General features: G+C 58.6%; 20 protein-coding genes. 8 read left to right on the plus strand and 12 right to left on the minus strand.

Annotation, left to right across the window (positions count from 1 at the left end):
• Window positions 1-26 precede the first annotated feature (26 nt).
• Both AB1724_05575 and AB1724_05580 read right to left on the minus strand, forming a co-directional pair.
• Window positions 27-1019: a 3-dehydroquinate synthase II gene (locus tag AB1724_05575; protein ID MEW6077258.1), complete on the minus strand. Its 993-nt coding sequence runs from the start codon at window positions 1017-1019 to the stop codon at window positions 27-29.
• Between the two features lies 1 nt (window position 1020).
• The gene (locus AB1724_05580) at window positions 1021-1842 is read right to left on the minus strand and encodes a 2-amino-3,7-dideoxy-D-threo-hept-6-ulosonate synthase (protein MEW6077259.1); all 822 of its coding nucleotides are present in this window, start codon (window positions 1840-1842) and stop codon (window positions 1021-1023) included.
• A gap of 386 nt (window positions 1843-2228) precedes the next feature.
• Here AB1724_05580 and AB1724_05585 point away from each other — a divergent pair, with 386 nt between their 5' ends.
• On the plus strand, window positions 2229-2447 hold the full coding sequence (locus AB1724_05585) for a hypothetical protein (protein MEW6077260.1): 219 nt from the start codon (window positions 2229-2231) through the stop codon (window positions 2445-2447).
• A gap of 10 nt (window positions 2448-2457) precedes the next feature.
• Here AB1724_05585 and AB1724_05590 read toward each other — a convergent pair whose 3' ends face one another.
• The 3 genes from AB1724_05590 to AB1724_05600 all read right to left on the minus strand — a co-directional run bounded on the left by AB1724_05590 (window position 2458) and on the right by AB1724_05600 (window position 8066).
• A complete protein-coding gene (locus tag AB1724_05590; GenBank protein MEW6077261.1) occupies window positions 2458-4311 on the minus strand; it encodes an AMP-binding protein in 1854 nt (617 codons plus the stop codon).
• A 521-nt stretch (window positions 4312-4832) separates the two neighbouring features.
• Window positions 4833-5921, minus strand: coding sequence for a 4Fe-4S dicluster-binding protein (locus AB1724_05595; GenBank protein ID MEW6077262.1), 1089 nt, complete (start codon window positions 5919-5921; stop codon window positions 4833-4835).
• Window positions 5922-5963: 42 nt separating this feature from the next.
• Window positions 5964-8066, minus strand: a complete 2103-nt coding sequence (locus AB1724_05600; protein MEW6077263.1) for a 6-phosphofructokinase — start codon at window positions 8064-8066, stop codon at window positions 5964-5966.
• Window positions 8067-8298: 232 nt separating this feature from the next.
• On the opposite strand from AB1724_05600, the gene AB1724_05605 reads away from it, so the two are divergent.
• From AB1724_05605 to AB1724_05615, 3 genes are all read left to right on the plus strand, one after another.
• Entirely contained in the window at window positions 8299-8751 is a 453-nt protein-coding gene (locus AB1724_05605) for an Hsp20/alpha crystallin family protein (protein MEW6077264.1), read from the plus strand.
• A 39-nt stretch (window positions 8752-8790) separates the two neighbouring features.
• Window positions 8791-11286 carry an endopeptidase La gene (gene lon, locus AB1724_05610; protein MEW6077265.1) on the plus strand — a complete coding sequence of 832 codons (2496 nt, stop codon included), beginning with the start codon at window positions 8791-8793 and terminating at the stop codon, window positions 11284-11286.
• Window positions 11287-11409: 123 nt separating this feature from the next.
• Window positions 11410-11532: a hypothetical protein gene (locus tag AB1724_05615; GenBank protein MEW6077266.1), complete on the plus strand. Its 123-nt coding sequence runs from the start codon at window positions 11410-11412 to the stop codon at window positions 11530-11532.
• Between the two features lie 28 nt (window positions 11533-11560).
• Here AB1724_05615 and AB1724_05620 read toward each other — a convergent pair whose 3' ends face one another.
• Window positions 11561-12124, minus strand: coding sequence for a hypothetical protein (locus AB1724_05620; GenBank protein MEW6077267.1), 564 nt, complete (start codon window positions 12122-12124; stop codon window positions 11561-11563).
• Window positions 12125-12549: 425 nt separating this feature from the next.
• Here AB1724_05620 and AB1724_05625 point away from each other — a divergent pair, with 425 nt between their 5' ends.
• The 3 genes from AB1724_05625 to AB1724_05635 all read left to right on the plus strand — a co-directional run bounded on the left by AB1724_05625 (window position 12550) and on the right by AB1724_05635 (window position 16864).
• The gene (locus AB1724_05625; GenBank protein ID MEW6077268.1) at window positions 12550-13122 is read left to right on the plus strand and encodes an aminodeoxychorismate/anthranilate synthase component II; all 573 of its coding nucleotides are present in this window, start codon (window positions 12550-12552) and stop codon (window positions 13120-13122) included.
• A 7-nt stretch (window positions 13123-13129) separates the two neighbouring features.
• A complete protein-coding gene (gene pabB, locus AB1724_05630) occupies window positions 13130-15355 on the plus strand; it encodes an aminodeoxychorismate synthase component I (protein ID MEW6077269.1) in 2226 nt (741 codons plus the stop codon).
• Window positions 15356-15613: 258 nt separating this feature from the next.
• Window positions 15614-16864 (plus strand): FAD-dependent oxidoreductase, encoded by a 1251-nt coding sequence (locus AB1724_05635; GenBank protein MEW6077270.1) that lies wholly within the window; start codon window positions 15614-15616, stop codon window positions 16862-16864.
• Window positions 16865-16874: 10 nt separating this feature from the next.
• Here AB1724_05635 and amrB read toward each other — a convergent pair whose 3' ends face one another.
• The 6 genes from amrB to AB1724_05665 all read right to left on the minus strand — a co-directional run bounded on the left by amrB (window position 16875) and on the right by AB1724_05665 (window position 25497).
• On the minus strand, window positions 16875-18473 hold the full coding sequence (gene amrB, locus AB1724_05640) for an AmmeMemoRadiSam system protein B (GenBank protein ID MEW6077271.1): 1599 nt from the start codon (window positions 18471-18473) through the stop codon (window positions 16875-16877).
• 84 nt (window positions 18474-18557) lie between these two features.
• A complete protein-coding gene (locus tag AB1724_05645) occupies window positions 18558-20225 on the minus strand; it encodes a long-chain-fatty-acid--CoA ligase (protein MEW6077272.1) in 1668 nt (555 codons plus the stop codon).
• A gap of 91 nt (window positions 20226-20316) precedes the next feature.
• Window positions 20317-21450 (minus strand): DUF362 domain-containing protein, encoded by a 1134-nt coding sequence (locus tag AB1724_05650; protein ID MEW6077273.1) that lies wholly within the window; start codon window positions 21448-21450, stop codon window positions 20317-20319.
• Window positions 21451-21511: 61 nt separating this feature from the next.
• Window positions 21512-22336 carry a sugar phosphate isomerase/epimerase family protein gene (locus tag AB1724_05655; protein ID MEW6077274.1) on the minus strand — a complete coding sequence of 275 codons (825 nt, stop codon included), beginning with the start codon at window positions 22334-22336 and terminating at the stop codon, window positions 21512-21514.
• A 178-nt stretch (window positions 22337-22514) separates the two neighbouring features.
• A complete protein-coding gene (locus tag AB1724_05660) occupies window positions 22515-24041 on the minus strand; it encodes an acetyl-CoA acetyltransferase (protein MEW6077275.1) in 1527 nt (508 codons plus the stop codon).
• 190 nt (window positions 24042-24231) lie between these two features.
• Complete coding sequence (locus AB1724_05665; GenBank protein MEW6077276.1) at window positions 24232-25497, minus strand: thiolase family protein; 1266 nt, start codon at window positions 25495-25497, stop codon at window positions 24232-24234.
• Between the two features lie 145 nt (window positions 25498-25642).
• Between AB1724_05665 and AB1724_05670 the strand changes: the two genes are divergently transcribed.
• On the plus strand, window positions 25643-26629 hold the full coding sequence (locus tag AB1724_05670) for an MBL fold metallo-hydrolase (GenBank protein MEW6077277.1): 987 nt from the start codon (window positions 25643-25645) through the stop codon (window positions 26627-26629).
• Window positions 26630-26665: the final 36 nt, after the last annotated feature.

Genomic DNA, 26665 nt, shown 5'->3' on the forward strand with positions numbered 1-26665 from the left:
GGTACCCGGGGGAAGCCACCCGGCGTCTATTTTTCCGTTATGGTTTCTTCAATCCGGTAACCGAAATGCCGGCCCCCCGCCTCCATGGACACCAGCACCCCGTCACCGGGTTTCAAGGTCACCACCGATACCGGTTTGCCGTCCGGAGCGGTCAGACGGATGGTCTCGGCGTTCTGCACGATGGTGGTAATGGCACTGCCCTCGCAGACCGCCTTGACCAGCATGAGTGGCCGCTTTTCGATCTTCAGCCGACCCACCACGGCATCGGTCGTGTTGCCCTGGTAGTCGGTGATGAAAATCCGGTCTCCGGCGGCCAGTTCCGACAGGTAGCGCGTCTTTCCGCCCGGCACCCGGGTATAGGCGTGGACCGGACCGGCGTTGACGCGAAACGGCCGCGGCGCGACGTAAGGATTGACGACACTTTCCGAATGGACCAGGAAAAGGGCCCGGTTGCTGTTGCCCACCAGCATGCCCTGGCCTTCGGTCATGGCGGTGCAGGTGTCCACGCAGACCCGGTCGCCCATGCCGACGGCGATGATATCCGTTATTTCCGCCGCCTGAAGCGGCGTCCGTTCAGGCGCCCCGCGGACCTCCTCCAGGGCCTTCTTCAGTTCGGCCGGATCGGGTACATCCAGCAGTAGGCGGCTGACCCCCTTCTCCAGAATGCCCATCGCGGTACGGGCTTCCGCGGCGCTGGCCACCCGCGTGATGACATCGGCCCCCCTGGCGATGAGATTTTCCAGGGGAATGATGGTCCAGTCCCGGCACTGCAGAATCACTTTTTTATCCCGGCAGAGCCGAAGGATCTCCTCTTCATCGGCGCCGGAAGTGATTTCAAACACGACTACCTCCTCGCCGAGTTTCAGGTCCCCGTCTTCGGCGATGGTGTCAATCCGGCCCAGTTCCTTGACCTTATGGGAATATCCCGGCGGCACCAGAATACCGTCAGCCCCCCCCTCCAGCGCGGTCGTCACCATTTTCTTGTTCCAGGGATCGACCTTTACCCAGATTGTCCGCATGCTATTTCCCCTTCCCGCGGCTTGGTTGTTTGAGCATTTTCAAAGCCCGTTCCACGCTGGCGCCGTCATTGACCACGGCCGCGATGGCGGCCACCATCCGAGCCGGATGGGCATGCTGGAAAACGTTCCGGCCGATAGACACACCGGCGCCGCCGGCGTCGACCGACCCCCGGACCATCTCCAGGATAGCCCGGTCCGAGTCCATCTTGGGTCCGCCGGCGATGACCACCGGCACGGCGCACCCGGCCACCACCTCGCGGAAGGTGGCGACGCTGCCGGTGTAGGAGACCTTGACGATATCGGCACCGAGTTCGTCGCCCACCCGGGCGGCGTGTTTGATAAAGGAAACATCGTATTCGTTTTTGATCTTCTCTCCCCGGGGATAGATCATGGCCAGCAGCGGCATGCCCCACTCCCGGGCGTCCGAGCTGATCCGGCCGAAATCGTGGAGCATCTGTTTCTCGTCCCGGTCGCCGATGTTGACGTGAATGGAAACACCGTCGGCGCCCAGTTTGACCGCTTCCTCAACCGTACACACCAGTGTCTTGGCGTTGGGCGTCGGCGACAGGCTGGTCGAAGCCGACAGGTGGATAATCAGCCCGATGTCCCGTCCCCGGCCGCGATGCCCCTTGCCGACCAGGCCTTTATGTTCCACCACGGCATTGGCGCCGCCTTCGGCCACCAGGCCGACGGCGGTCCGGATGTCGATCACCCCGGCGATGGGCCCCACGGACACGCCGTGATCCATGGGGACGATGACCGTTCGGCCGGTGTCCCGATTCATTAATCGTTCCAGCCTGATTTTTTTGCCCAGAATCGTCATTTTTTTCCCTCCTGTTTTTTCGTAAACGCCGGGACCGGACGCCCGCGAAACAAAAAAGCCGCGGGCTTGTTTTCGATCCGCCCGCGGCTTTGTTTACTTTTTGTTGTTAATCGGACTCAGCGCACCACAGGCAGACCGGTATTAAAGTAGTAATACCAGAAGTAGCAAAAATAAAATCTGTCTGCCCGGAGGAACGCGTTCATGCTGCTTTCAATCAGATTTTTACTATTTATTCATACAAACTTTTTTCTGCTCCTATCCGACCGGCGTGGAAAAGTCAAGCGTTTTTTACATTTTAAAAACTTTTTATCCGGCCGGGAACCGGATATAATATATAGAAGAACATAAGGCCCATAAGGGTATGCCAATCAGACAGGAGGTATGTTATGCGCGGCGCCTTTTTAGTGCTCACCCTCATCGCCCTGCTGATCGTGGGGCTGCTGGTGATCAAAAACATGGAAAGCGACAGGAGCGATAACGAAGTCCAGCAGGTGGAGTCACTTCAGAAAGCCAGGGAAACCGCCCGGCAGGTCGATGACCAGACCAGAGACATTCAGCGGCGCGCCCGGGAAGCCACCCGGGGGCTGCAGCAGCAGGGCCAATGAAGCCGGGGGATCAACCCCGCTGCTTGACATCCTTCCAGAACGGCTCTTCCAGTTTCCGTTTGATGAGCTTGCCGTCGATATGGCGGGGCAGTTCGTCATAGACAACAAACTCCTTGGGAATCTTGAAGCCTTTCAACCCCCGCTGCCGGCAGAACTCCCTGATCTCGTCAGCGGTGGCGGTTTCCCCCTCTTGCAGCTGGATACAGGCCAGAGGGACTTCGCCCAGGTCCGGATCCGGCGCCCGGATGACGGCCACGTCGGCGATCTTGGGATGGTTGACCAGAACATTTTCGATTTCCAGAGGGAAAATATTGACGCCTCCGGATATGATCATCTCCTTGATCCGGCCGGTCAGATAGAGGAAACCGTCCGCGTCCACATAACCGATCAGCTTGTCGTTATACCACTCCACCCCGTTGACGATCTTGTGGTTGTCCTTGAGCTTCTCCTCCGACCCGGGGTATCGCAGGGACATGGTCCCGACGGTTCTGCCCAGCACGAGCCCTTCCTGGCCGGGACCGCAGACGACGTCGTTGATGTCGTCGTAGATCAGGATATCCCCGCAGCGGGCCTTGCCCACGCTGTTGACCCGCTCGGGTTTTTCCAGATAATCCTCCGGCAGCAGCAGGGTGATGACCGCGCTCTCGGAGCTGCCGTAATATTCGTGAAAAACCGGCTGCCGGGCGCCCTGTTTCATGAATAGATCGTTAATGGCGGTTTTCACGTCAGGCGGGCAGGGCGCGGCTGCTGAAAACAGGGCCCGCATGGAGCTCAAATCATAACGGCCCTTGACCTCCTCCGGCAGGGCCAGAATTCGCTGGAGGATGGTGGGCACCGCGAAGGCCCAGGAGATGCGTTCCTTTTCGATCATGCGCAGGTATTTTTCCGGATCGAACTTTCTCATCAGCACGGCAGTGGCCCCGAGCAGCAGGCAGGGGGCGTACCCGGCCGCGGTGCCGGCGTGGTAGAGGGGAGTGACGATGAGGGAACGGATGTTGCCGTATACCGGGTCCTTGATGGAGGCGCAGCCGTAATAATGAAAATAGCTGTACTGCATGATCATGTACTTCAGATAATCGGCCAGGCTGCTCCGGGGCGCCTCCACCTTATCGCTGAGCAGGTAGCTGAAGCTGTCATAGAGATTGGAGCTCTTGGGGATGCCGGTCGTCCCGCCGGTATAGGGGTTGATGGCCACGATAAAACTGGTCTTCTCGGGCACGTCGGCCGGGCTGCCGCTGATGACCGCCTCGTAACTTTCCACGCCCGGCGGCGGCGTCCCTCCGCCGACCATGATAAACCGCTCCACGCTGACCAGATCGTTCTTGATGGCCATGATGCGGTCGGCAAAGGCGCTGTCGAATATGAACACTTTGGGGGCGCGCAGCTTGATGGTTTCGCGCAGTTCCTGGCCGTCCAGATGCCAGTTGACCGGCGGAAACGGAGTCCCGATCAGGCAGGCGGCGTAAAAGCACTCGAAAAACTCGGCGCAGTTGTAAAGCATGCAGCCGACGCGGTCCCCGGGCTTGGCGCCGTATGACTGAAAGGCGTTGGCCAGGCTCAGGACCCGGTCGTGCATCTGCGCGAAGGTGAAGCGCCGGTCGCCGTCCACAATGGCCTCACGGTCACCGAGAACCTCCCAGGCGGAAAGAAAGGCGTTGGCCGTTAAATCGCCCAGACGGAATTGGGCAAGGTCCGAAAATGTTTTACGGAATCCGCCTCTGGCCGCCGCCTTGCCGGTCATCTTCAACAGGTTGACCACGCCCAATTGTTTTCTGATGGTTTTATTGAAACCCCAGAACGCCTCCATGCCCACCACCCCGGCCATGGCCCCGACCATACTTTTCAAAGACTTGTCAGCGCCCATCCTCTTCCCCCTGTCTTCCGATAAACTTCTTCTCCACGACTACACCCGGCACAACACCGGGTGTAATGGATTTCTTGTTTTTATTTTTAAGCCGGTATCGACGAACCGGGCATCCGGTTTTTTCTTCCCCGTCATAAGGAAGCGCCCGGGTGTGACTTTGCCAGCGACGTTGATTGTTTGCGGGAATAAATTCATCAAAAGCCGAAGCGCGGAAATTTCAAATTATTTGAGGCCGACAGGCCGAGTTTTTGAAATTTCAGCGAAGGCGTTTGATGAATCCCGCAAACGATCAGGAGCAAGAAGTCACTCCGGGCGCTGCGAATCCCGATCTTTAAAACCGACGCCCCCTTGAAAAATGAACACAGCCGCTAAAAAGGGCTGAAGGGACTTCGCGTTAAAAAATTGCCCGTTGTCCGAGGGCGAAGCCCGAGTTCGAGCAATTTAGCGAAGGGCATTCAGCCCGCCCGAAATGATCGTGGAGCGAACAAAACGATCTTTTTACGGCGCCATCATGGGCGTTGTTATTTAACAAACTGGCTGTAATCCACGCCCCTGGACTGGGCCCGCTTCTCAAACCACTGGTCTTCGTTCTGCGGCGGCAGTTCCCGTTCGGCCGGCGCCTTGGCCACCAGCGTGATGGCCTCGGTGGGGCAGGTGGTAACGCACAGGCCGCAGCCGATGCATTGTTTCTCGATCACCCGGTATTCGCCGTCCTTCTCCTCCACCGCCCCGACCTGGCACCGCTCATCAGCGCAGACACCGCACTGGATACAGGCGTCCTGATCAATGAGGGCGTAATAGTTGGACTTGATCATGGGCGACGGATCCAGCTTCCATTCGTTGATCGAACGCAGCAGGCCGCAGCAGCAGCCGCAGCAGTTGCAGATGAAATCCTGACCGTCGACCACGTTCCGGGACAGATGCACCAGTCCGGCCTCCTCGGCCTTGCGCAGGACATCATAGGCTTCGGCCTTGGTGATCTTCCGGCCCCAGGGATGATCGTCGAACACGCCGGGAACCGGCGCCACGGCCAGACAAACCTCCAGGGGCTTTGTGCAGCCCCGGTCCAGCATCCGCTGCTCTTTCTTGCAGATACAGTCGTTGACCGCGAAATCCTGTCCGTTTTCGATAATATGAGAGACCCGGTCGTAGGTCAGGGCTTCCTGTGAATCGGCCAGCTTTTCCTCGATGGGGATGGTCCGCATGAGGGCCGGGCCGTTCTGGAAAAACTGGGCGCCGAAATGGGGCATGTAGGCTTCGCACAACTCCACAAACTCCCGGTCCATGCGGTCGATCTGGAATTCATACAGGCCGAAGACCCAGGGCATCATTTTATAGATTCTCGTGCCGCCGAGGCTGACACCGAAGACCAGTCCCCGCCGCCACATGGCGTCCAGTTGCTTCGCCAGGGCTTCCACCGGCCGGCCTGTCCGTTTGGCGATCTGATCCACGTTTTCAAAATTCAGTTTCAGCTGGCAGAACAGCTCCGCCTCATCCGGTTCGAACATTTTCTTCAGAATTTTAATCTCCACGCCGCTTTCCGTTCTCGGATAACCGTTCGGCAGCGTGTCCAGCACTTCGGCCAGCTTTTCGTAAATCGCGTCGCTCATCTTGGATTTTCCTCTCTTGTATGGATATTTCCCACGGCGCCGTCACGAAGAAAGAGACGAATCCGCCAGGGAGTTCAGCAGCAGGGTCAGCGGCCGGTCCTCTTCATGCTGGCCGTCCAGGGATACGGGGGCGGGTGTCCGGAAACAGTCCTCGCCGGGCTCGGCCGCCAGCCAGTGTTCCCGCAGGGCCTTGACCGCCAGGAAAGCCGGCGAGCCCGTATCCACCACGCTCTTTTCCAGCACCAGGGACAGTTTCCCCTTTCTCTCCTCCAGGCGCATGAGCGGGGCAATGGGAATACCGATGGGTTCCCAGTGGTCAAAGCCCTTTTCCAGATTTTTGATGGCCGCCATCTGCCCGGTGGCGCCGTTGGCGACCAGTGAAAAGACGGTCAGGCCCAGGTTATAGGTATAGGTGCAGTCAAACCGGGTCGGATTATTGCCCCGGCCGTCATAACCGTAAAAATGGTCCTGGGTCTTGAAACTGGGCACCGACTGGTTGTAAATCGTCTCGATGGCCGTTGGGACCTTGTCGTTTTCCTGAATGACGCCGCCCCGGACCAGTTCACTGGTCAGCGTCTTCTTGGACATGATGCCCTTTTTGAACAGCAGGTAATCCGACTTCCAGTTCTTGAACAGCAAGGGGCCGAAATACTCGGCGTCCAGCCCGTCGCGGGTCAGAGTTTCCTCAAAATGCTGCCGGCGGATGCCGATCCGGTACTCGCCGTTTTCCTTGAGGATCTTGAGGTAGTCCTTGACCAGGCCCATGATGACCTTTTCCGTGTCCACCTGGGAAAAGGGAAAGTTCCCGTGGCTGTCCCGTTCCATAAGCAGCCCTTCCTGGAAAAAAGGCGGCAGGTCGTTGAAAAGGTCGTCGTCGCGGGTATTCCAGGTGGTGTAGTCCTTCTGCTCCCGGAACCGCCTTTCCAGACGCCGCAGGTAGTCAAGCTTGTCCTCCAGTTTCGGGAAATCGTCGTGAAACTGGGTATCATGGGTGGCGTTGTATTCCCCGAGAATGGCATTGAGCTTGATGATGAACACCTGGATCTCGTTGATGAATTCCAGCAGGCCCTCGGGGATCACGATGACGCCGTAATTCTTGCCCACCGCTGCCCGCCGGACGATGGCGTCACAGATCAAACGGGACAGGTGACGCAGGGTCATGCCGAAGGCGCTGTAATCGACCGTCCCTTCCTTATCGGCTTTTTCCAGGCGCCGGTGATCCACGTAACCGGCCAGATCCTCCCCGATAAAGGTCAGGTTGGGATGGGTCTGCAGGGCCACCTCCAGGGCCAGGTGGCTGGCCACCCGCCCCATCACCTTGCAGATATGCCAGTATTTGACGTCCGAACTGCTGTCCGTGCAGAGGTTGCCGATCTGGGTGGCAAAGGACCGGGCGGCGGAATGAAATCCGAACGACATGGCGCACAGCACCTGCCCCTCATCATCCCTGACCTGGATATCCCCGTCAATGGTCTTGGGCACGCCGATGACCTGGACGCCGTCCTTGAGCAGTTCCTGGGCGAGAAAGGCGGCGTTGGTATTGGAGTCGTCCCCGCCCACGATGACCAGCGCGTTCAATGCCAGTTCCCGGCAGGTTGCCCTGGCCAGGTACATTTTCTTGGGGGTGTCGATCTTGGTGCGGCCGGTCTTGATCATGGAAAACCCGCCGAGATTACGGTAGGCGTCCACCATCTCCGCCGTGATCTCGACGTAATCCCCCTCGATGACGCCGTCCGGGCCGAGGATGAAACCGAAGACCCGCGTTTCGGGGTTGACTTTTTTGGCCGCGTCAAAAAGGCCGGCAATGACATTATGGCCGCCCGGAGCCGGTCCGCCGGAAAACACAATACCGATATTGCGCCGGGCGGTGTAGCGATTCTTGAAATCTTCCGACGGTGAATTCTGGCGCGTAATTTTCAAAACGGTGTTGCCGATGATGTCCGGCAATTGCCGTTCGGCTTCGCGGTCGATCGTAAACTTGAAGCCCGGCATGGTCTGGACCGTTGTACACGATCCGTCGAACACCGGACACACGTCCGGAGCAAAATGGCGGCGGGCCGCCATTTCCGCGCTGACGTCGCAGACGACCTGGCTGACCTTCTTCTGCTTCAGAAAATTCTCAATATTGACATTTTCACGGGTCATTGGGGCCTCCGCTCTTACCCTGACAGGTTATGGAAATAATTATATGGATGAAAAATTAATAGAAAATAATGTCCGGAACGTTGTTAATTTACTCGCCGGCCTTATTTTATGTCAAGCAATATCGTCGGCTCAAACGCGAATGAAACCGCGGCCTTTGAAACGCGTTCGGATTATTGTATACTATCATGAAAGGCACCATATGCGAGACATATCGTAACCACAGGAGAAGGAAATGGATTACATCAAGATTCGCTTGAGCGCGGACCTCGACCAGGCCGGTAAAGGGTTGCGGAGAACGCTGGACGACATCTTCGGCGGCGCCAGCCCTATTTTTTACCAGTTGAGCAGAACCTGGAAACCCCAGATGGACCTGTTTGAAACCGCCGATGAGATCAAAATCATCGCCACCGTGGCCGGCGTGGAAAAGGAGTCCATGGAAATCGAAATCAATGAACGGGCGGTACGAATTTCCGGCGACCGCCGTCCGCCCTCTTCGGTTTCGGAAGCGACCTTCTGCCTGGCGGAGATCCAGTACGGAAAGTTTGAGCGCATCCTGTTTCTGCCCAAGCCCATAGACACGGAGCGGGTTTCCGCCTCTCTTTCCGCCGGAATTCTTCAAATCACCATGGTCAAGCAGCGGGCCCGCAAGTCGCTGAAAGTCACCATTCGAGACGAAGATGAATAAACGGCACCGAACGGCAACCCCGCTGACAGTGGAGGAATAATGAACGACCAGAGCACCAAGGAGACCAACGGGAACACTTCGGAAAAATACCCCGATAAGATCCCGCTCATACCGATTGCCGACGGCATCCTCTTCCCCCGGATGGTGATCCCGATCGTCGTCGGGCAGAAGGAATATGTCAAAATGATTGACGGCGTCATGGCCGGCAACCGCATGATCGGCCTGGTGGCGGCAAAAGTACAGGAACGAAAGGAGCGATACCACGCCGAAGATCTTCATGACATCGGCACGCTTTCCCTGATTCTGAAAATGGCCAAGGATGAAGAGGACAAAATTCACCTCATGATCCAGGGACTGAGCCGGATCAGAATCAAGCGGATCACCAGCGACGCGCCCTTCATGGAAGCCCTTATTGAAGCCATACCGGACCCGGAGAATAAAGACACGGAAACCGAAGGGCTGATGGCCAACCTGACCAAGATATTCCAGGACATCGTGCGCATCTCCCCGGTCATCCCCAACGAACTCGGTCCCATGTCCGCCACCATCGAGGACCCGGGCACGCTGGCGGACATGATCACCTCCACCATCAACTGTTCCCTGGAGGAAAAGCAGAACGTCCTGGCTTCCCTGGACATCAAGGATCGGTTGCGGAAAACAACCCGGCTGGCCAACCATCAGGTGGAAGTGCTCAAACTGGGCGACAAGATCCAGTCCCAGGTCAAGGAAGACATGAACCAGCAGCAGAAGGAATTTTATCTGCGCAAGCAGCTGAAGGCCATCAAGGACGAACTGGGCGAAAAAGACGACACCAGCGTTGAGGTTGATGAATACAGGAAGAAAATCGAAGCCAGGAAAATGCCCGAGGAGGCGCACAAGGCCGCCATGCGCGAACTGGACCGGTTCTCCCGCATGCACCCCTCCTCCTCCGAATACACGGTTTCGTCCACCTACCTGGACTGGCTGACGGAGCTTCCCTGGAACGAAAGTTCGGAGGATAAGCTGGACATCAAGGCGGCCCGGGCCATCCTGGACAAGGACCATTTCGGCCTGGAAAAACCCAAGAAGCGTATCCTCGAATATCTGGCCGTGAGAAAGCTGAACCCCGGCTCAAAAGGGCCCATCCTCTGCTTTGCCGGACCTCCGGGAACCGGCAAGACCTCCCTGGGCCGGTCCATCGCCCGCGCCCTGGGCCGGGAATTCGTGCGGATTTCCCTGGGCGGGGTCCGGGATGAAGCCGAAATCCGCGGTCACCGCCGCACCTATGTCGGCGCCCTGCCGGGCCGGATCATCCAGGAAATGCGCAAATCCGGCAAAAACAACCCGGTCTTCATGATGGACGAAATCGACAAGGTCGGCGCCGATTTCAAGGGTGACCCCTCCTCGGCCCTGCTGGAGGTTCTCGACCCGGAACAAAACTATTCCTTTGCCGATCACTACCTGGACGTCTCCTTCGACCTGTCCAAGGTCATGTTCATCGGCACTGCCAACATCATCGACACCATCCCGCCGGCCCTGAGGGACCGCATGGAAATCATCGATCTGCGAGGATACACCCTGGAAGAAAAAATAAAGATCGCCACCCACTACCTCATTCCCCGGCAGCGCAAAGAAAACGGCTTGACCGCCGGCCAGATCTCCTTTTCTAAAAACGCCATCCACCGCATCATCTCGGATTATACCAGGGAGGCCGGGCTGCGGAACGCGGAAAGGGAGATCGCCTCGGTCTGCCGGGGGGTGGCCGCGAAAATCGCCGAAGGCGTCCCGGTTTCTCCGTCCATTAAAGTCGAGCATCTGCGGGAGTATCTGGGACCAGTCCGATATACCTCGGAAGCCGGCGAAAATTCCCTGTCGCCCGGTGTCGTCATGGGCCTGGCCTGGACACCGGTGGGCGGAGAAATCCTCTTTATTGAAGCCACCGCCATGAAAGGCAAAAAAGGGATGACCCTGACCGGCCAGCTGGGTGATGTCATGAAAGAGTCGGCTATGGCGGCCTTGAGCTTTATCCGGGCCAACGCGAAAAAATACGGTATTGACGAGGAGTTTTACGAAAAATCAGACTTTCATATTCATGTCCCCTCCGGCGCCATTCCCAAGGACGGACCGTCGGCCGGCGTCACCATCCTGACGGCCCTGGTGTCGCTGCTGACCGGGCAGCGGGTAAAAGAAAAACTGGCCATGACCGGCGAGATCACCCTGCGGGGCAAGGTCATGCCCATCGGTGGGGTCAAGGAAAAGGTCATCGCGGCCCACCGGGCCGGCATCAAGGAGGTCGTCCTGCCGGCCGGCAATGAAAAGGACACCGAGGAAATCCCGGCCAAGGTCAAGAAAGACCTGGCCTTTCATTATGCCGCCACCATGGATGACGTCCTGAACTTCGCCTTACCGAAAAAAGGATCGGCAAAAAAGAAGAAAGCCCCGGCAAAAAAAGCCCCGGCAAAAAAAGCCCCGGGGAAAAAGGCGCCGAAGAAGACGATCCCGGCAAAAAAACGTCCGGACGGACGGGCAAAAAAAAATAATGTTGCCCGGGATTGATCAACCTGAAAGAAGCGGACTTTTAAAGAGGCTTCCGGATTTGACAAAAATCCGGCGCATCAATAATATTTAAGGGTATCTCTAAAAATTGCCCTTACAAAAAATCAATCGGGAGGAGCGGGTATGTCTAAAGCAGCGGATGTCAAAAAAGACGTGAAGAAGAAAGCGCAGAAAACCACCAAGGAAAAAAAACAGGCCAAACTGGAAAAAAAGAAGGAAAAGGAGAAAGCCAGGCAGATGCCTTAAAGGCCGGTCCGGCTTGGCATCGCCCTTTTTATTTCCATTCGATCTTGATCTCGAAAAAATCGCCTTTTTGGGCCACCTTCGAGGATACGTTTCTGCCGCCGGTAAGTCCGGCCAGTTCGTATAAAGCCCCGGCGACCGTGTGGGCGATGACGCCGGCGACTTCACTGCCTTTCACTTCTGGATTGGCGTTGGTATACAGAAACGACAGCCAGCCATGACCGTTTTTGATCCGTCCGGTTTCAGCGCTGGAATAGGCGCCGCCGAAAAACGCCTTACGGCGGATCAGAAACCGTTCCATGCTGGCGCCCGGATCTCCCGGGACAATGATAAACTTGTATACCTGGGCCAGGTTGTGCGCGGCAATTTTCCCGAAATCAAAGCAGACATTAAGATCGGATTGAGCGACCACTTTGAAAACAGCGTAGGACAGCCGGTAGAAAAAATCACCGGGATACCACTGGGTGGCCAGAATTTCGCTGTTGATAATGTCCCAGTCTTCCGGCTTCAGGTAATCGTTCCAGGCAAGCTGCGGTTCCTTGCGCACGATCTTGACCAGATCCGTCAAGACCGTCCCCTTGACCGTGATCTCCATATTCCCTCCTCCCTGGCGATTTCTTTTTAAGTCCGGCCCCGGGAACATCCGTTCGGACTCTGCCCCATTAAAACCGCCAGCCATTCATGTAAACTACACATACCGGACAGTTTGCCGGAAAAACGCTGTTTCCGGGGTCGACGGAAGCCCCCACTTCCATCACCCCAATTTTAACCACCCCACGAACAAAACAAATATCGCGATTCATCAATTGATGTCAATGATTATGTTGCCTGTTCCGTTATTTCTGTTGCAATGCCTCCCGGCAAATGATATGACGCCAGGCATATTTTGATAGTGTCAGGAGTTATGAAACAGGCTTAAGCCACCCAGACTCTGATGTCTGCGGTGGCTTTTTTATTTTGGGGACACCATACTTAATTCCACCGAATTAAAGATGGCGCCCCCGGCTTAGGGAATTAAGTATGGTGTCCCCAAAACTATTGATGATCGACAACTACGATTCCTTCACCTACAACCTGGTCCAGTTGTTCCTGGGATTTGATCTGGACATAACGGTGCGGCGGAACGACCGCGTCACCATTGAAGAAATCGAACTGATGCAACCGGATTACCTGGTTATCAGTCCGGGACCAAAGGCGCCGCAACAGGCCGGCCTGTCCGTTGACATCATCCGCGCCTTTTGCGGCCGGATGCCGATCCTGGGCGTCTGCCTGGGCATGCAGTGCATCAACGAAGCCTTCGGCGGCCGCACGGTCCGGGCGCCCCTGCCGGTCCACGGCAAGACCGACGCCGTCTTCCATGACGGCGGCCCTATTTTCGCCGGCATCCCCTCGCCCTTTACCGCGGCCCGCTATCATTCCCTGGCCGTGGAGCCGGACAGCAACCGGCTGGCCGTGTCCGCGGAAACCGCCGACCATGTCGCCATGGCGATCCATCATCCGGATTATCCCCTGTTCGGGGTCCAGTTTCACCCGGAGAGTTTTCTCACGGAACACGGCGCACGCCTGGCGGAAAACTTTCTGGCCGCGGGATAAAAATATAATGGAACAATTGCTACAAGCCCTTCCGAGACCGGTCGGCGTCATCTCGAGGGCCGTATCCATCGACCGGCCGTTTCTTGATTTCGCCGCTCCCTATGCGGCCCTTCCGGGAACAGTGCTGCTGGCCAGCGGCGGTCCTTCGGACTGCGCTCGCTATCATATCCTGGCCGCCCGCCCATGGCTAACGATAACGGCCAAAAACGGTGCGGTCACCCTGCGGACGGAAAAGCAAACCGCGACCTTTGATCTGCACCCTTTAGCAGCCGTCAAACAGATCCTGTCCCGATTCCGCCAGGATGACCCGCGACTGCCCGGTCCCGTGGCTGCCGGACTTTTCGGCTACCTGGCTTATGATTTCAAGGACAGCCTGGAAACCCTGCCCCGGACATCCGTCGACGACCTGGGCCTGCCGGATATGTATCTGACGGCGCCGCGACTGATCCTGATTCATGACCGCCAGACTTCGGAAACGACGGCCCACATTCCCTGCTTCTCTGCAATTGCACATAACACGATGCCTGACGACTTGTTGATGCCCCCTCCCTTGGCGGCGGAAACCTCCGGCTATACCGTCGGCCGGCCGGAGTCCGACTTCACCGAAACCGGTTACCGGGAAGCGGTAAAAAAATGTATCGACTACATCGCCGCCGGCGATGTCTACCAGGTCAATCTTTCCCAGCGGTTTTCAGCCGCTTTTTCCGGCGACCCTTACCGGCTGTTTCTCGACCTGTTCGCGAAAAACCCGGCCGCCTTTTTCGCCTTTATCCATGCCGGCGACCATCATATCGTTTCCACCTCACCGGAGCTGTTTATCCGGCAGAGGGGCCGGCAACTTGAAACCCGGCCCATCAAGGGCACCCGGCCCCGGGGCAGGACGCCGGATGAAGACCGGGCCAACAGCGCCGCCCTTCTCTCCAGCTCCAAGGACACGGCCGAACTGTCCATGATCGTCGACCTGCTGCGTAACGACCTGGGCCGGGTCTGCCGGGGCGGCAGCGTGCGGGTCACCGGGCATAAGCAACTGGAAGCCTACGACAATGTTTTCCACCTGGTGTCCACGGTAGAGGGTGAACTGCGCGATGACGCCGACGGGGCCGACATCATCGCCGCCACGTTTCCCGGCGGCTCTATCACGGGATGCCCCAAGATCCGGGCCATGGAAATTATCGACGAACTGGAACCCTGCCGCCGGCACGTCTATACAGGCTCCATCGGTTACATCGGCTTTCACGATTCCATGGACCTGTCCATCGCCATCCGCACGGCCATTATCCGCGGTAATCGACTTTACTATTCCGCCGGCGGCGGCATTGTATTTGACTCCGACCCGGCCGACGAATACCGCGAGACCCTGGCCAAGGCAGCCACGGTACTGAACATCCTGGACAAAGGGACAGACGCAAAAGACGACCGGCCCTGGCGCTGGATCAACGGCCGGCTGTCGCGGGAGGAGACCGTTCCCATGGCCGTGTCCTCGCCGGGATTCCAGTATGGTGCCGGCCTGTTTGAAACCATCCGCGTTGACAACGGCCGGCCGCGGTTGCTGGCCGAGCACCTGGAACGGTTTACGGCCTCCTGGCAGGCCCTGTTTTCAACACCGCCGCCGGACATCACCTGGCCGGCGGTCATCGATCAGGTGCTGAAGGAAAACCGTTTAACCGAAGGGCCGGCGGCCATAAAAATAATGGCCGTCCTCGGCGCCCGGGAACAGCCGCCCTATGATCACACCCTGGTGGTGACGGCGCGGCCTTATGTCCATCGCCTGATTGCGCTGGAAAAAGATGGCCTGGACCTGGGCGTTTATCCCCATCCCCGACTGACAGCCACGGCCGACCATAAAACCATGAACTACCTTTATTATTACCTAGCCGGGAAATGGGCCGCGGCCGCGGGAAAAGACGAAGCCATCATCTTAAACCCCGACGGCACCGTCTCGGAGACCAACACGGCCAGCATTCTGCTGGTCAGCGGACGTACCGTGACCGTCCCGCTCTCGCCCTGCGTCCTGCCCGGCGTCACGCAGAGGGCGGCCCTGAATTTTCTAACCGGCCAGGGGTATGACGTCCGGCAGGCGGCGGTAACGCCGGCGGAATGCCTTGAAGCCGGAGCCGTGCTGCTGACCAACGCCCTCATGGGCGCCGTGCCTGTCTCAAGCATCGACGGGAAAAAAACCGGAATGCCCACCGGGCTTTGTCGTGAAATCAACCATCACCTGGGATGTGAATAAAAAGGCCCTCCCTCCACACCTTCGGGCCGATGCTTCGATCTATCCGTATCACTGACAGGCCTTCTCCCCGTGGATGATACGACACGGGAATGCGCTGTGACTGGAAATCATGACATTGTCTTGCGCCATCAAATCGGATATCAGCCGCCGCCGGGCTGCCGTGGTTGACACACCAGAACCGCCTTGCTATTGATATAAAAAAATGTCGTCAACAGGGGATTTCATAAGGATAAACCAGTACCGGCGGGAGAAACAGTCATGGAGAAAGTTGCGATCATCGGCGGCGGCGTGGCCGGCCTTACGGCGGGATACCTTTTACACGACCTTTACGATATCACCCTGTTTGAAAAGGACAATCGCCTCGGCGGCAATGTCTACACGTTGAAAACATCAAACGGCGAGGAACTCGACGCCACCGTCTTCTTCTATTCGAAAAGAGAGTACCCCCACTTCTGCAAGTTGTTAAAGAAGCTCGGCATCAAATTCCCGACCCTGCCGCTGGAAGGAGCCAGCCAGTCGTTCTTCAATATTAAAACGAAACGCAGTTATTTTATGAGCTGCGACATCACCACCCCCCGGAACACTTTCAGCCTGAAAAACATCAAGGGCGTTTTCCACCAGGCCATCGTTGTCAGAAACTACAACAAGGGCATTCGGATGTACCGCGAGGGAAAGATGAAGGGGCTAACACTCAGGCAGGCCCTGCCGCTGCTGCCGTCGCTCAAGGACGATGTGCTCAAGCTGGCGATTTTCCCGATCTGCATCATGACCTCCATGTCCTGGGACGACCTGATGGGGGCGCCCGCCGAGTTCGTGTTCGCCAAAATCGAAAAGCAGTTCGGAAGCTTCAGGAGCTTCGTCTCCTGGCGGCTGTTTCCCTGCAAGACCCGCGAATACGTCGAAAAACTGGCCGCGCCCCTGGGCGACAGGATCAAGTTGAACGCGAAAATCCAGACGGTCCGGCGGGACGAAAACGGCGTGACGGTGAGCATGGAGGACGGCACAGCGCATGCCTTCGACAAGGTCATTTTCGCCTGCCCCGCCGACCGCGCCCTGGCCATGATCGAAAATCCCACCGGAGACGAAAAGCGGTTGCTGGGGGCGTGGCGGTACAATGACGGCCTGGTGGTGGTCCACCGCGATAAAAACCACTATCCGCCCGAGGACCTCTGGGCCATGTACAGCTATCTTTACACCGACGACAACGGGAAAATAGACACGTCCATCAACGCCCACTACCGGTTCCAGCGGGGTGTCCCCAGAGACAGCATGTTCATGGGAACGCAGTACCCCAATGTGGAAATCGACAAGAACCTGATCGAGTTTCAGAAAGTGTTCCGGACACCGATTTACGACCATGCCTCGACCGCGACGATCAAGGAACTGCCCTCGCTGAACGGCAAAATGAGAACCTATTTCTGCGGCTCCCATTTCGGTTTCGGGCTCCACGAAGACGCGGTCAAGTCGGCGGTGAACGTCAGCCGGATGCTGGGCGCCCGGTGGGATTAACGCCGGGATATCATTCCGTCTCGCCGAAAACCTGGGCGGTATAGACCTGAAACCGCGCCCCCTGTTTCCAGCCGTCCGCCGGCAGTCCCGCCTTCATGGCGAGGTGAGACAGCATGGCGGCCAGATCCCAGCCCTGTTCGGGCGCAACCTGCGGCAGAAAGGTGGCCCGGCGATTTCCTTTTTCAAGGATCACGCCGTCCCTGCCCACGACGATGTCGTTGCAGGAATCCACGTAACGCGGCATGGAAAGAACGGAAATTTCAATGGCTATTGCCGGCAGCTCTTCCGGCCGCACCTCGGGAAAACGCGGGTCCTGGGTGGCGGAGACGGCCGCCTGCCTGGCCACGATCTCCGCCAGCGGGGTATTGGGTTCGAACCAGCCCATGCAGCCGCGCAGCGCCCCGTTGATGGTCAGCGTCACAAAAACCCCGCGTTTGGATTGAAGCTGCGGATTCTCTGAATCGGGCGTGTATGTCTTGCCCGTGCGGATATAGGTTTCCAGGGATTTTCTGGCAATGGCCAGAAGTTCTTTCTGAGACGCTTCGGTGAGATCACCGCCGTAATGGGGTTTCATGCTTTTTTCCTCCGGCGGCGCCGACACGGCCGCCTCTTTCGGATTGACGTTTATCAGTGTGTTTTTACCCTTCTTGTCAACCAGCGCCACGGCCATATAGCCGACGACGCCGTTGCCGGTCGGGCCGAACGTATCCTGCGACGTGGCATATTTGAGAACGAGGGCCTCGTCAGCGCCGAGGGCCCCGGCCGCGCGCAAAACGACCTGCACGGCGCCGAACCCGCAAAGCTTGCGGCCGGACGAATCGCCTTGCATCATTTGCGCGATACCGTCCGCGTCAAACGCGGTCACGCGGCTGATGGTTTCGGCGTCAATGCGGTTGGCTTCATCCTGGGGCCAGAAATGCGACATGTCGGAACTGGCCACAAGCAGGACGTTTTTGCCTTTCAGCGCCCTGGCGAGCGCGTCCGAAAGGATATTGATATTCTCCGGCGTCTGACTGCCGAACAGGATGGGAACGAGCGTGAACCCGGAAAGCGTCATCTGGAGGAAAGGCAGCTGGTTGTCGAGGGAATGTTCACCGACGAAAATGGCCGGATCGTATTTGATGACGGGGTTTTCGGCCATGATCGCGGCGGCCAGATCCGCGTCAACCGGGATATCACCGAGCGGCGTGCGGAACGTGCCGGCCTGATGGACCGCGATTTCCGGCGCAAACTCATGATGGGAAAACCCGACCACGACGACCGAATCAAAATGCAGCCCTTCCAGTTGTTTATAGGCATGCGCGGCGACCGGTCCGGAAAAGGGATAACCCGCATGCGGCGCGATCAGCGCGACAATACGGTCCGTTATCTGTCCGCCTTCGGCCTTATCGAGAAAGCCTTTAACCATGTTGCGCAATTTTGCCGGATCGTCAGGATACCACCGGCCCGCGCTGGTGCAGGTAAAAACCGGCTCTTTCGGCCCGGACGCCGGTGGCGCGTTTGCGGCGGGCGGGCTGTTCTTTTCCGCGTTTTCCGCCCTGGCGCAGGCGCCGGTAGAAAATATCAGGCACATAACCGCGCACATCACGGCAACGATTTTTATTTTCATCCGGCTCCCTCCTGTTTTCGCCTTCCCCGGTTTTTAAGGCTCATGGGGAAACGATCCGTTCTGGCGTTCCGGCCGTTACCGCGCCTATTTCCGATAGTGCTCGCGGTAGTCTTCCCGGACAACTTTCTTATTCATCTTGCCGACGCTGGTTTTAGGGATCTGGTCAACCACCAGGACCTCGTCGGGCAACTGCCATTTGGCGAATGATCGGGCCAAATGGTCCTTGATGTCTTCGGGCGAAACCCGGTTCTTTTCCTCCGGCCGCAGGACCACCAGCGCCAGGGGTCTTTCTTCCCACCTGGGATGGGCGATACCCACCACCACCGCCTCCAGGACAGCCGGGTGGGACATGATCTCGTTTTCCATGTCCACGGAACTGATCCATTCACCGCCGCTCTTGATGACGTCCTTGAGACGGTCGGTGATCTTGAGGTAGCCGTCGGCGTCGATGGTGCCGACATCACCGCTGCGCCAGTAGCCGTCGGCAGTGAACTGGGCTTCCGATCCCGGGGCGTCGTGGTATCGCCCCGTGATCCAGGGCCCCCGCATGAGCACCTCACCCGGCGTTTTACCGTCGTGGGATATTTCCAGGCCGGCGGCGTCCACCACCTTTACATCCAGGCCCACCACGGGCAGGCCCTGCTTCTTTTTCAGTTCCCACTTTTGGGTTTCATCCAGCCGGGCTTCCAGCCAGGGCATGATGCGGTTGACGGTCACCAGGGGCGTGGTCTCGGTGGCACCGTAGGCGTGAATGATTTCCACCCCGGTCAGATCCCAGAATCCCTTCATCATGGACACCGGCGGTTCGCTGGCGCCGGACAGAAAGCGCGCCCCTTTCAGTTCCGGTTTCCGGTCCAGCTTCCGGATGTACTCCAGCAGCGGCATGAAGATGGCCGGGGCCCCGGCGCTGACCGTGACCTTCTGCTCCACGATCAGCCGGCAGAGTCCCTCCAGTGTATCCAGGGTGTACATGCCGGGGAAGACCAGCCGCGCGCCCGCCATGGTGGCCGCCTGGCTGAGGCCCCAGCCCAGGGCGTGGAACATGGGGACGATCTGGCAGTACGTGTCCCGGGGGGAGATCTCCGTGTTGACGCCGATGGCGCAGGAGTGCAGGTAAACGTCCCGGTGGGAGTAGTAAACCCCTTTGGGTCTGCCGGTGGTGCCGGTGGTGTAGCAGGCCGCGTAGGCCGAAGTCTCGTCCATGTGGGGCCAGGCAAAATCCGGAGACGATCCGGCGATCAGGTCCTCGTATGAATAGAGGTTCTTCAGGTCGGTCTTTACTTCCGCCAGTTTTTTGCCGGGCATGGTGATGACGACAAAGGCCTTGATGTTCCGGCACAGGGGCGCCACGGCGTGGGCGATGGGCAGCAGGGTCTCGTCCACGATGATAAAGTCGGCCTGGCTGTGATCGATCACATAGGCCAGATCCGGGGGCGACAGACGAAGATTGAGCAGCAGCATGACCGCGCCTGTTCCGGGCAGGCCGAAATAAATTTCATAATTTTCATGACTGTTCCAGGCCAGGACGCCGACCCGGTCGCCCACCCGGACGCCGATATGGCGCAGACCGTTGGCCAGCCGCTTCATGCGCTCATATGCCTCGGCGTAGGTATACCGGTAAAGGCCGCCGTCCAGCCGCCGGCTGACGATCTCCTGCCCGCCGAAGACGCGGGCCGCGTGTTTGACGATGCTGGTGACGTTGAGCTGGTAGTTGTCCTGACTGGTCGCGGGAAAGCCTTTGACAATTTCCATGAAGGTCTCCTTTCTCAGATGCGTAACATTCGCTGCGTTCCGCCTGCCGGCAGCCCTAACCCTCGCACTTCGTTTTTCTCATGGCATCCGGTTAATACATCGACCGCCGCAGCAACCGGATCACCCGACCGCGCAGGACTATGGCGTTCTCCGGGCACATTTCCTGGCAGCAGTAGCAGCTGATGCACTTGTTCTTATCGGCCTGGGGGCATTCCCCCGGTTTGACGGTCATGGCTCCCGTGGGGCAGTGCTCCACGCACAGACGGCAACGCTTGCAGGCGGCCTCGTCAATTTCGGGAAGGCAGTTGATCCAGCGCGACAGAAACCGGTTCAGAACGATGCCCATCAGGCCGGGAACAAAGGTGGCCGGCATGACAAAATCCCTGACCGGCACGAAATCTCCGTTGACAATGATTTCATCGGCGTCGATGGCGCCAAGGCCCCTGGCGGCAGCCACAGCCAGATGAGGAATGGCTTGCGGGTCTTTTCCCACCAGGCGCAAAGCGATCGCGTCCAGGCAGACGGCATTGTCGGCGGCCATTATTTTTCCCACCCGGCGCGGCCGGCCGTTGCTCGGCCCGTTTCCCTCCATGGCCTCCACCGCGTCCATGATGTTGAACTCCGGCGGCCGGATGGCATAAATGTCCACCAACGCTTCGGCAAAGCGCCGCGGCGTCACGGCCCGGGCGTGAATCCGCATCTTGTCCCCGCCGGTCACATAACCAAAGGTATTTTTCACGGCACCGGTGTAAAAGGTCAGGCCATGGGTCTTGAGCTTGGGAAGATTGACGACGATGTCGGCCGTCAGCACATCCTCTGAAATCATGGCATGACCGATACCCCGGCCGGGCAGTTCATGGCGCACCGGTTTTCCGCCCAGGTGGATAAAGCAGTCGCCGGCGGCGTCCATTATCCCTGAAATCCGGGCGGCCTCGTCGGACCGGCCGTAACCATGGACACCGGAATTGTCGCCCACCATGACCTCGGCCCCGCCTTTTTTCAGCCGCGCGACCACGGCGGCGATCACGGAAGGATGGGTGGTCACGGCCTTTTCCGGCCTGTGGCCGCCGAGGATGTTGGGCTTGACCAGAACCCGTTTGCCGGTCAATTCCAGGGGAAAAGCCTCAAACGCGGCCTCCACGGCCGCGGACATAGAGCCGTCCCGATAATCGGCGTCAACCATCATGACCCGGTGAGGGGCTGTGCTGATATTTTTGCTGGTCATGGATCGGTCTTCCCGTTCACCCATAATGATATGATGTCAAAAAAAGCATTTTGTTCTGTAATTATAAACCCATCAGCGACTTGAAGTACGCCAGGCTCTGGCGGGCCGCCTCTGGATCGGTGCCCACCTTGACCACCTCCAGGATAACGATGCCGTCGAAAGTCCTGATAAAATCAAGGCAGGGCGAATAGTCGAAATTGCCCGTGCCGATAATCAGATGGTCATCGGTCTGTCCGAAATTGTCGGTAAAATGGACCTGCCGGGCATAGGGGCCGAGTTTGGCGATGGCCGCCTCCAGTTCGTTGTTCAGCCGAGCGTGCCCGACATCGATGCAGAAGGACAGGGCCGGCGAATTGACGGCCTTGCGGATGGTCAGCAGATCATCGACATTGCGATCGATGGCGTTATGCTCGTAACCGATGTTCTCCAGGCAGAGGGTGATCCCCCGGGACAGGGCCCGGGCCGCTATCTTTTCCAGGGACTCGATGTTGTACTCCCACTGGATCTCGGCGATCTGGGGGATTTTCTTGCGGAAGTTACGGGACAGGACATAAAGACCGTTATGGATGGTCACGTTTTTACCGCCGATATCGGCGCACAGGTCAATGGCGTCCGACACCTGGCGTATGGACTCGGCCCGCACACCCGGGTTCAGGGCGGCGATGTTCAGGCTGGTAAAGGGCGCGTGCACGGAAACCATCAGGCCCGCGGACTCAACCAGCCGCCTGGCCTCCTTGCGGTCAAACGCACTCACCTGGTCGCACAGGCACTGGGGAAACTCTCCGGACAACTCAAAGGCGTCGTATCCGAGTTCGATGGCGACCGCCATGGCCTCCCGCATGGGTAACAGCATCACGGCGATGCCGGACATGCCGATTCGGGGCATAACAGATCACCTTTCGATAATTGTTGGGATCAGGGCATTCAGTGGGAACAGTTTTTCACCGGCTGATGTTTCTGTCAAATGAAATTGTTTTCCGCCAGGACGATGTAGGGGAAACCTTCAGGTTTCCCGGTTTGCAGGCTGCCTGAAGGTCCGCCCCTACCTGTGCGATAAGCGCGGGCTACAGGGGTTTGAAGGTGTTGACCATGCCTTCCTGGGAAACAGTCCCCGGGACGTCGAAAAAGTCCTCGCGGGTCATGGCGGCCAGCAGGTCAGGATCCTTGGGCGTAAAGGCCGCGAACCGCCGGCCGTCTTCGGTCCGGCCGATGATGATGCCCGAATCCGGCTCGTTGCGCTGATTAAAAGTCACGGTATAGGTCTCGATCAGCCCGGTCCCGGTGGGATCTTCGGCTGCCTCCGGCATGAGGCGGTCGTCCACGGTTCGCTGGCAGCGGTCGAAATCCTCGCGCCAGGGCGTTCCCACCACCGGCGCGGTGCTGTAAACGGCAGCGCAGTGCTTGGTCAGATAAAAGGAGTTGCCGGTCACCAGTCCCCGGCTGCCGGGCCTGGCCCGCAGGACCTCGACCATCCGGGCGATGGCGTGCATGACATAGTTATTGCCGGGACCGCCAAAGTACGGCAGCCCGCCGGTAACCGTCAGGTCCCGGTCGGCATCCGGCGACAGGCCCAGCATGTCCCGGGTGATCTGGATGGAAGAAGGAAAGCAGCTGTAAATATCAAAATAATCGATGCCATCCGGCGTCAAACCGGTATCGGAAAAAACACGGTCGCCGATGGCCCGGACAGCGGGCGAACTGTAATAATTTTCGCGGGTGAGCACATGCCAGTGATCGTGGGCCTCGGCGTATCCGTGAAGGTACACCGGTTTGTCGCCGCCGACCCCCAGCCGCTTTGCCTCTCCGGCGGAAGTCACGATCAGGGCGGCGGACTGATTGACCATCAGCATGGAATTCATCAGTTTGGTATAGGGAAGCGCCGTGTTGCGGTTGGCCGGGGAAACCGTAATTATTTCCTCGGGCGTGCGGAATTGCGGAAACCAGGCCAGAGGGTTTGCCGCGGCCACCGCTGAAAACCGGCTCATCAGACGGCCGACGGCCAGCAGATGATCATGCAGGGAACGGTTATAATATTTGCGCAGGGCGTTTTCGAACAGGGGATAGACATAAGGCGGTACGGACAGGCTGTGGGCGTGCTCGCTGTTGGTGGCGCCATCCGCAGGCCCGACGGTTGAAAACAGGGCCGGCGTTTCCCGGTTTGTTTCGACGCCCCAGTTCAGCTTCAAGCCGAGGCGCCCGGCATCGAGCTTGGTCCGCTGGGCTTCAGCGCCGGCCATCACCACCAGACGGGCCTTGCCGTCGGCGATCAGCCCGGCGGCATGGGCCAGCATGCACTGGGGCGAAGTGCCGCCGAACCCGGACATGACGCAGACGGCCGGTCCGGCGTTGATGGCGTCGGCCAGGCACCCGGCCGGATTGCTCATACCGTCATCCGTGAACATCGTCGTGACCATGACATGATCGGCGGTTTTCAGAATGGCCTCGGCAATACCGGCGTCTCCGGCGGCCAGCTTCACCGCGTCAAGCATGAGCTCCAGGGGCGAGCGCGCCTTATCCGGCGGTACGTCCTTTTCCGTGATCTGCCCGACGCCGATGATGACGGGGGTGTTGTCTGTGCTATCGCTATTCATGATGTAAGCAATCCTTTTTTTCCCAATCTCCCGTCAAAGAACAAGTCAGGATCCGAGGGGTCGAGGGGTCGAGGAGGCAGAGGATTTGCCCGTGCCACCCTTTAGCCCCTTAAGCCCCCTTAAAACCCTAACACCATAACACTTTAAAGCCTTAACCACTTAATCACTTAACCACTTAATCACTTTTCCTTTAAAAATCGGCCTGCAAAATGGTGATAACCATGGCCGCCTCTTCAATGCCGATGTTGCCGCCGCCGTTCTCGGCCAGGGCAGTGCGGGCATTCTGGACCTGCCGGCCGCCGGCTTCACCGCGCAGCTGCCAGACCAGTTCCGCGATCTGGCCGGCGCCGGTGGCGCCCACGGGATGGCCCTTGGACTCCAGGCCGCCGGAGGGGTTGATGGGCAGCTTGCCGCCCAGGGTGGAATGGCCCTGTTCGGCAAAAATCCCGCCTTCACCCCGGGGGCAGAAGCCCATGGACTCGGCCTGAATCACTTCACCAAAAGCGGTGGCGTCGTGGAATTCAGCCACATCGATATCCTCGGGGCCGACGCCGGCCTTTTCATAAGCGATTTTGGCCAGGCGCTCGCCGAGATCCGGATCGTCAAAGCCCCGGTCCATGCCGCCGCCCAGCACCGTGGCCAGAATCTTGACCGGTTTGGACACGCCCAGTTTCTTGACATAGTCTTTGGAGCAGATGATCAGGGCCGCCGCGCCGTCGCCCACCGGGGAGCACATGGGCTGGGTCAGGGGATAGGCGATCAGCGGGGCCGCCAGCACCTCGTCCACGGTCATGGGCTTCTGATACTGAGCGTAGGGATTGTGCACGCTGTGGTTATGATTTTTAGCGCTGACACAGGCCAGCTGCCGCTGGGTCAGGCCGTATTTGTCCATGTGCAGCCGGGTGCCCATGGCATATATTTCCATAAAGGCGCTGCCGCCCTTGGATTTCTTTTCGCCCTTACTTTCGTCTTTGGTTTCGCCCCGGGCCTCGGCCTCCTTGCGTTTTCTCTCGGCGTCGGCCTTCATGGCCGCCACGAGGGCCTCGACGATCTCCACGTCCGCCGAAGATGAAAAAAGCTTGAGCCGTTTCTCCCGGTCTTCCATGAACATCTTTTCCATGCCCAGCACCAGGCCCACGTCATGCAGACCCAGGGCCACGTCCATCCAGGCCACCTGCAGGGCCGTGGCCGATGAACAGCAGGCGTTCTCCACGTTGGTCACCGGAATGTTGCCGATGCCCATGGCCCGCAGCACCACCTCGCCCCGGATGGATTCCTGGCCGGTCACCAGCCCCTGATAGGCGTTGCCGACCACCGCCACCTGGATCTTGTCCTTGGTGATCCCGGCATGTTCCAGAGCACGGTTGACCGCCTCCCCCGCCAGGCTCTTCATGTTCCTGTCCATATGTTTGCCGAACTTGGTCATCCCCGCGCCGATCACATAAACGTCACGCATCACAGACTCCTTTTCTTATCATTGCATTTTTGTTGAAAATGGTCGACACCAAGTAAACATTACAAAGTTGAACTTTAAACTAAACAACTTCCAAATAGCAAGAGACTATTTCAAAAAAGAATGAAGCCTGTATATAATAAATGAAATGGAAGAAATATACCCCGACATTTTCATGATCACCGAAACCGGCACCCTGGGCGCCCTCATGCCGCCGGTGAATATCTATGTGCTGACAGGTCCCGACGGCCTGATCTTTGACGCCGGGTACGGACGGAAAAAAATCCTGGAACACCTGGGCAAGGAACTGCATCGAATCAGGGAACGGGTCCTGTCCAGAGGCGGCCGGTGTACCATCACCCGGGCCCTGCCCAGCCACAGTCATCCCGACCACATCTCCGGCCTGCCTTATCTGAAACGGGAGTTCGGCGTCCGCACCCTGCTGACGGAAAAGATGGCCGCCAGCATGAGTTCCCGGAAACACTACTACAAGGTCGCGGCCGACAGCGGCGGCGGCGCCGGCCCGGCGGAACGGCTGCTGACCACCGTTGTGCTGAAATATTTCCAGCCGGCCCTGCTGGGAACCCGGTTTTCCCGGAACCCGGATGAAATCCTCGGTGAAGACGCCGAGTTGTCCGTCAACGGCGAGCCCTGGCGGATTATGCCGGCGCCCGGCCACTGCGATGACCATATCTTCCTATATAATGAAGCCCGGGGCATCCTCTTTTCCGGGGACAACATCATGCGCTCGGTCACCACCTGGCTCGGCCCGCCTCGATCCGATCTTAAAGCCTATGAGCGGACCCTGGAACAGGTCCTGGCCCTGCCGAGTCTTAACCTGATCTTGAGCGCCCACGGCAGCCCCATCACCGATCCAAGGCCCCGGGTCCGGGAACTGCTGGATCACCGCGCGGAACGCACCCGGGAAGTGCTGGCCCTGATCAAAGGCGCCGGGCCGACAGGCCTGACGATCAAGGAGATCCTGCTGCGGCTTTACACCGGAGCCGAATCCCAGAAACGGCTCTTTGCCGAAGGCTGGGTCCGGCTGACCCTGGAGTATCTGGAAAAACGGGGGGAGGTCGAAAGCACCGGTTCCGGCATGGGCAAAGCCGCCGCATATCGCGCCGTCTCCTGAACGGCACCTGTTTGATCCCCGAGCCACCTGGGGTTG

The organism is Thermodesulfobacteriota bacterium (genome assembly GCA_040753795.1).
Lineage (GTDB): Bacteria > Desulfobacterota > Desulfobacteria > Desulfobacterales > Desulfosudaceae > JBFMDX01.